Origin of the sequence: Streptomyces sp. SID5785 (assembly GCF_009870065.1) — a bacterium.
Classification (GTDB): domain Bacteria; phylum Actinomycetota; class Actinomycetes; order Streptomycetales; family Streptomycetaceae; genus Streptomyces.
Genome location: NZ_WWIA01000654.1, coordinates 1 through 5,198 on the forward strand (window position 1 = coordinate 1; position 5,198 = coordinate 5,198).

4 protein-coding genes and 1 pseudogene are annotated in these 5,198 nt (G+C 74.8%); 1 reads left to right on the top strand and 4 read right to left on the bottom strand.

Going from position 1 to position 5,198, the window contains the following annotated elements; genetic code table 11:
• The 4 genes from GTW43_RS21510 to lnt all read right to left on the bottom strand — a co-directional run.
• Positions 1-1,384 (bottom strand): GAF domain-containing protein (locus GTW43_RS21510; RefSeq protein ID WP_161303654.1); only part of this gene is annotated, 1,384 nt, incomplete at its 3' end.
• A 160-nt stretch (positions 1,385-1,544) separates the two neighbouring features.
• Complete coding sequence (locus tag GTW43_RS21515; RefSeq protein ID WP_161303655.1) at positions 1,545-2,333, bottom strand: 3-hydroxybutyrate dehydrogenase; 789 nt, start codon at positions 2,331-2,333, stop codon at positions 1,545-1,547.
• A 55-nt stretch (positions 2,334-2,388) separates the two neighbouring features.
• Positions 2,389-2,868 carry an NUDIX domain-containing protein gene (locus GTW43_RS21520; RefSeq protein WP_161303656.1) on the bottom strand — a complete coding sequence of 160 codons (480 nt, stop codon included), beginning with the start codon at positions 2,866-2,868 and terminating at the stop codon, positions 2,389-2,391.
• 48 nt (positions 2,869-2,916) lie between these two features.
• A complete protein-coding gene (gene lnt / locus GTW43_RS21525) occupies positions 2,917-4,521 on the bottom strand; it encodes an apolipoprotein N-acyltransferase (protein ID WP_161303657.1) in 1,605 nt (534 codons plus the stop codon).
• A 263-nt stretch (positions 4,522-4,784) separates the two neighbouring features.
• Here lnt and GTW43_RS21530 point away from each other — a divergent pair.
• Positions 4,785-5,198 (top strand): annotated as a pseudogene (locus GTW43_RS21530) (O-antigen polymerase); the annotation flags it as partial.

Below are 5,198 nucleotides of genomic sequence, written 5' to 3' on the forward strand. Positions count from 1 at the left end.
GCGCGGCGGCCAGCCCGTGCCGGGTCGCCGCGACGTGGTCGGCCGCGGACCACAGCCGGCGCCGGGCCGCCGCCTCCGCCTCCGCATCGGCGCCGGAGGCCGTCTCCAGGCGGGCCACCAGGACGACGTGCGTGGTGTCCAGATCGGCGTGCAGCCGCGCCGCGCGCTCCCGCAGCAGGCGCGGGTCGCGGTCGCGGGCGTCGAGGAGGTCGTCCAGGAGCTCCCCGCGGACCCGCTGCTCGGCCTCCGACGCGGAGCGCCGGGCGAGCAGCAGCAGCGAGGTGACCAGGGCGGCGCGCTCCAGGGTGCGCTGGTCGACCGGGTCGAGCTCGGGGTGGCCGCGCAGCACGAGCGCGCCGAGCAGCTCCCCGCCCGCGGCGACGGCGGCGACCCAGTCGGTGTCGCGGCGCACGGCGTGGCCCTCCGCGCGGGACGCCTCCAGGGCCTCGTCCGGCGCCTCGGCCACGTCGGCGAACTCCACGGTCCCGTCGAGGACCTGGGACACGGCCGCGGCCACGTCGTGCACCCCTCCCCCGCGCAGCACCAGCTCGCCGAGCCGGTCGTGCACGTCGGAGGCGCGCTCGATCACGGCGCTGCCCGCCCGGATGATCTCGTTGGCCCGCTCCAGTCCGGCGAGCGCCTGGCGGGTCTCCGTGAGCAGGTTCGCCGTGTCGATGGCCGCGGCGGCGAGCGCCGCGAAGGAGCCGAGGAGCGCGATCTGCTCGCGCTCGAAGACACGGGCGCGCCGGTCCGCCGCGAACAGCACGCCGATCACCTGCGGGCCGAGCATGAGCGGCACGCCGAGGATCGCCATGAGCCCCTCGTCGCCCACGCCCGCGTCGATGGTCCGCGTGTGCTGGAAGCGGATGTCCTGGGAGTAGTCGTCGGTGACGTAGGGGCGGGCGGTCTGGGCGACGAGTCCGCCGAGCCCCTCGCCCATGCCGAGTCGCAGCTGCTGGAAGCGGGCCGCCACCGAGCCCTCGGTGACCCGCATGTACGTGTCGCCGCGCTCCGGGTCGTGCAGCGTCAGGTACGCCACGTCCGTGCCGAGCAGCGAGCGGGCGCGCTGCACGATGGCCTGCAGCACCGAGTCCAGGTCGCGCAGTCCTGCCAGGTCGTGCGCCGTCTCGAACAGGGCGGACAGCTCGGCCTCGCGGCGCCGTCTGCCCTCCATCTCCTCGCGCACGGTCAGCGCGAGGCGCTTGGCCCGCTCCAGCGCGGCGGTCCGCGCCGGGTCCGCGCCCTCGGCGCGGGCGAGCAGCACGGGCTGCTCGTAGGCATCGGCGGAGGCGCCCCTGGCGAGCAGCTCCAGGAACGGGGCCTCCGCGTCCGCCGGGGTCACCGGGGTGGAAGCCGTGGCTGAGTGCGGTCGGTGGTGCGACATGCTCAACAGGATTACCCGCCGTACGGCCGGCGCCGCCAGCCCTGTGGACAACTCGGGATCGCGCGAGATCCCGCTCACTCGTGGGAGTGAGCGGGCCTGTGGACAGAGCGGGACGGCGCAGGACGGTGCGGCGTCGCGCGGATCGTCAGTGGACGGATCGTCAGTGGGCGGTCCAGCCGCCGTCGAGGACCAGCGAGGAGCCGGTCATGAACGAGGCGGCGGGGCTGCACAGGTAGGCCACCGCCTCCGCGACCTCCGCGGGCTCGACCAGCCGCTTGAGGGCGCTGTCCTGGAGCAGGATCTCGCCCAGCACGCGCTCCTCGGGGATGCCATGGGCGGCGGCCTGGTCGGCGATCTGCCGCTCGACGAGCGGCGTGCGCACGTATCCCGGGTTCACACAGTTCGACGTGACGCCGTGCGGGGCGCCTTCGAGCGCGGCCGTCTTGGACAGCCCCTCGAGGCCGTGCTTGGCGGCGACGTACGCGGACTTGAAGGCGGAGGCCCGCAGCCCGTGCACCGACGAGACGTTCACGATGCGGCCCCAGCCCTGCTCGTACATGTGCGGGAGTGCCCCGCGCACGAGCCGGAAAGGGGCTTCGAGCATGACCGTGAGGACGGTGTGGAAGACGTCGGGCGGGAACTGCTCGATGGGGCGGACCAGCTGGATCCCCGCGTTGTTGACGAGGATGTCGCTGCCGGCGGCGGCGCTCTCGGCGGCGTCCAGGTCCGTCAGGTCGAGAACCAGCGGCTCGACGCCCTCCGCCGCCTCGGCCAGCGTCTCCAGGCCTGCGGCGTCCCGGTCCACCGCTCTGACCTTGGCGCCCGCCGCGGCGAGCCGCAGCGCGCAGGCGCGGCCGATGCCGCCGGCTGCGCCGGTCACGAGTGCGGTGCGGCCGCCGAGGTCGAGCGGCTGGGCGGAGGGTGCGGCGATGGGGGTGCGCGGGGTCATGCTCCGCACACTAGGCAGCCGCTCCCCCGCGCCCGATGTGGTGAGCACCCATACTTCAGTGCTCGGACGTGGTTTCGAACCATGTCGGCTCGTCGGACTGAGCCTGCTTGATGCGGAAGAGGGCGAACTCCATCAGCGGGGGCAGCGCGTCCAGCGCGAACCAGCCCACCTCGAGCGACTCGTCGTCGTTGACCCGGGCCTCGCCGCCCGTCGCGCGGCAGCGGATGGTGGTGTCCATGAACTGGCAGGTGTCGCCGTTGGGGTACGTGATCCGGGGCAGCGTCTGGACGAGTACGACGCGCTCGGCCACGCACTCGACACCGGTCTCCTCGTGCACCTCGCGCACGGCGGTGACGGCGGGCTGCTCGCCCGGCTCCACGATGCCGCCGATGATCGACCACTTGCCCGTGTCCGCCCGCCGCCCGAGCAGCACACGGCCCTCGTCGTCGAAGACGATCGCACTGACCCCCGGGAGGAAGAGGAGCTGCTGGCCCGCGGAGGCCCGGATGGTGCGGATGAAGTCAGGAGTCGTCATGTCCGCGAGCCTATCCGGACGGGTGACGTGCACCGGTGCCGCCGCCGGTCAGCCGGCCGACCGGCGCGAGCGCCGGGAGCGCGTGAGGGCCCAGACGAGCCCGCCCGCGCCGAGGGCGGCCAGGAGCGCCTCGGGCCAGACACCCGCGCGCGTGGCGAGCGTCTTGCCGGTGCGCTTGGGCACGTCGGCGATCAGGGTGTCGGGTTCGAACATGCCGGTGTGCTGCGCGACGGACCCGTCGGGCCGGATGACGGCGCTGACCCCGCTGGTGACCGGCACCATCACGGCCCGGCCGTGCTCGACGGCGCGCACCCGGTCCATGGCGAGCTGCTGGTAGGTCATCTGGCTGCGCTCGAACGTGGCGTTGTTGCTCGGGACGGAGAGGATCTCGGCGCCGGCCTCGACCTGGTCGCGCACGACGTCGTCGAACGCGGCCTCGTAGCAGGTGATGTTGCCGATCTCGGTGCCGTTCATGTCGAAGGCGACGGCCTTCGTGCCGGGCACGAAGTTCCCGGCCCGGTCCACGTCCTTGCTGAAGATCCGGAAGAAGCTGCGGTACGGCATGTACTCGCCGAAGGGCTGCAGGTGCCGCTTGTCGTAGGTGGCGCCGGGGCCCTTGTCGGGGTCCCACAGGATGAGCCGGTTGCGCGGCTTGCCGTCCTTCGGCGTGACGACGGCGCCGACGGAGATGGGCGCGCCGACCGCGCGGGCGGCCTTGGTGATCTCGTCGTAGGCGTCGATGTTCGCGTACGGGTCGATGTCGGAGGAGTTCTCCGGCCACAGCACGAGGTCGGGGCGCTTCGTCTCACCGGACTTGATGCGGGCGGCGAGCTTCATGGTCTCGCGCACGTGGTAGTCGAGCACGGCGCGGCGCTGGGCGTTGAAGTCGAGGCCCATCCGCGGGACGTTGCCCTGGATGAGGGCCACGCGCGCGGTGCCGTCCTGGGCGCCGGTCTGCACGAGGGGCATCGCCGCCGCCCCGGCGAGCACGGGCGCGACGGTGACGACGGCGGCCGCGGCGACGGCGCGGTCCCGCAGGACCGAGCCGTCGGCGGTGCCCCGCACGGCGCGCACGCGCAGCGCGAGGGCGGCGAGTCCGAAGCCGCTCAGGACGACCGCGAAGCCGAGCAGCGGGGTGCCGCCCAGGGAGGCGAGCGGCAGGAACACCCCGCTGGGCTGGCCGAAGGCGACCTTGCCCCAGGGGAAGCCGCCGAAGGGGAAGCGGGCGCGCAGCGCCTCGTCGGCGATCCAGACGCCGGCCGCCCACAGGGGCCACAGCGGCAGCCTGGACACGTAGGCGATGCCGAGTCCCGCCAGGGAGACGACCAGGGCCTCCGCGACCGCCAGGGCGAGCCACGGCAGCGGCCCGACGTCCACACCGGTCCAGGACAGCAGCGGCACCAGATACGCGAGACCGAACACGAGACCGAGGCCGAAACCCGCCCGCATCCGGCGCCCGTGCACGGCCACGCCCAGGAGCGCGAACGCGACCGGCGCGAGCCACGGCAGCTCGCGCGGCGGGAAGGTCGCGTACAGGAGGAGTCCGGCGGCGGCCGCGAGCAGGAGGGGCGCGAAGCGTCGCAGGTGGAAGCGGCGGGCGGGCTTCTCGGCGGGCTCGTCCGCGGGGGCGACGGAAGGGGCGGTGGCGGTCACCCGGGGAGTGTACGGCGCGGTCCTGTCCGCGGGACATGCCGGGCGAACCCGGGTCCGGTGCGCCCGCCGGGGGCCACACTCCGCCACGCTCCGCCGTCGCGGTGTACAGGCCGCTGCGGCGCCCGTGCCGCCCAGCTGCCGCAACGTTCCTGCGCAAGACCCGCCCAATCCGCGGCACCAGCCGTTACCGTGTGCCCGGGTTCCTCCGTGACCGACCGGATCCGGCCATCGCGCGAGGCGCCACCACAGTCGGGGGGCTAGGGGTGGGAACGACGGAGTGGTCCGGGCGGACGGGTCCGGAACCGGCCCGGCGGCGGGGGCTGCCGGACGCCGTGGGCATCGCGGTGCTGGGCGCGTGCGCCGTCTGGGCCCTGATCAGCGCCACCGCGCGCGCGGGGCGCCCCGAAGGCGTGCTCCTCGCCGTGCTCGCGCTCGCCGCGGGGTACGCCTGCGGGCGGATCGGCGGTGCGCTCGTGCCCGCCCTCGCCGCCGTCCTGGCCGGCGCGGGCGGCCTGTGCCTCGCCCTGATCGGCCCGGGCACGGTCCCGGCGCCGTACAGCCTGGCCCCGCTCGGCCGCACCGGCGCGGGCGCCGCCGTCCTCGCCCTGACGGCGGGCGCGCTGTGCTGCGCGGCGTGGTCGGCCCGGCGCAGGGATCTGCGGCTCGTCCTGCACGCC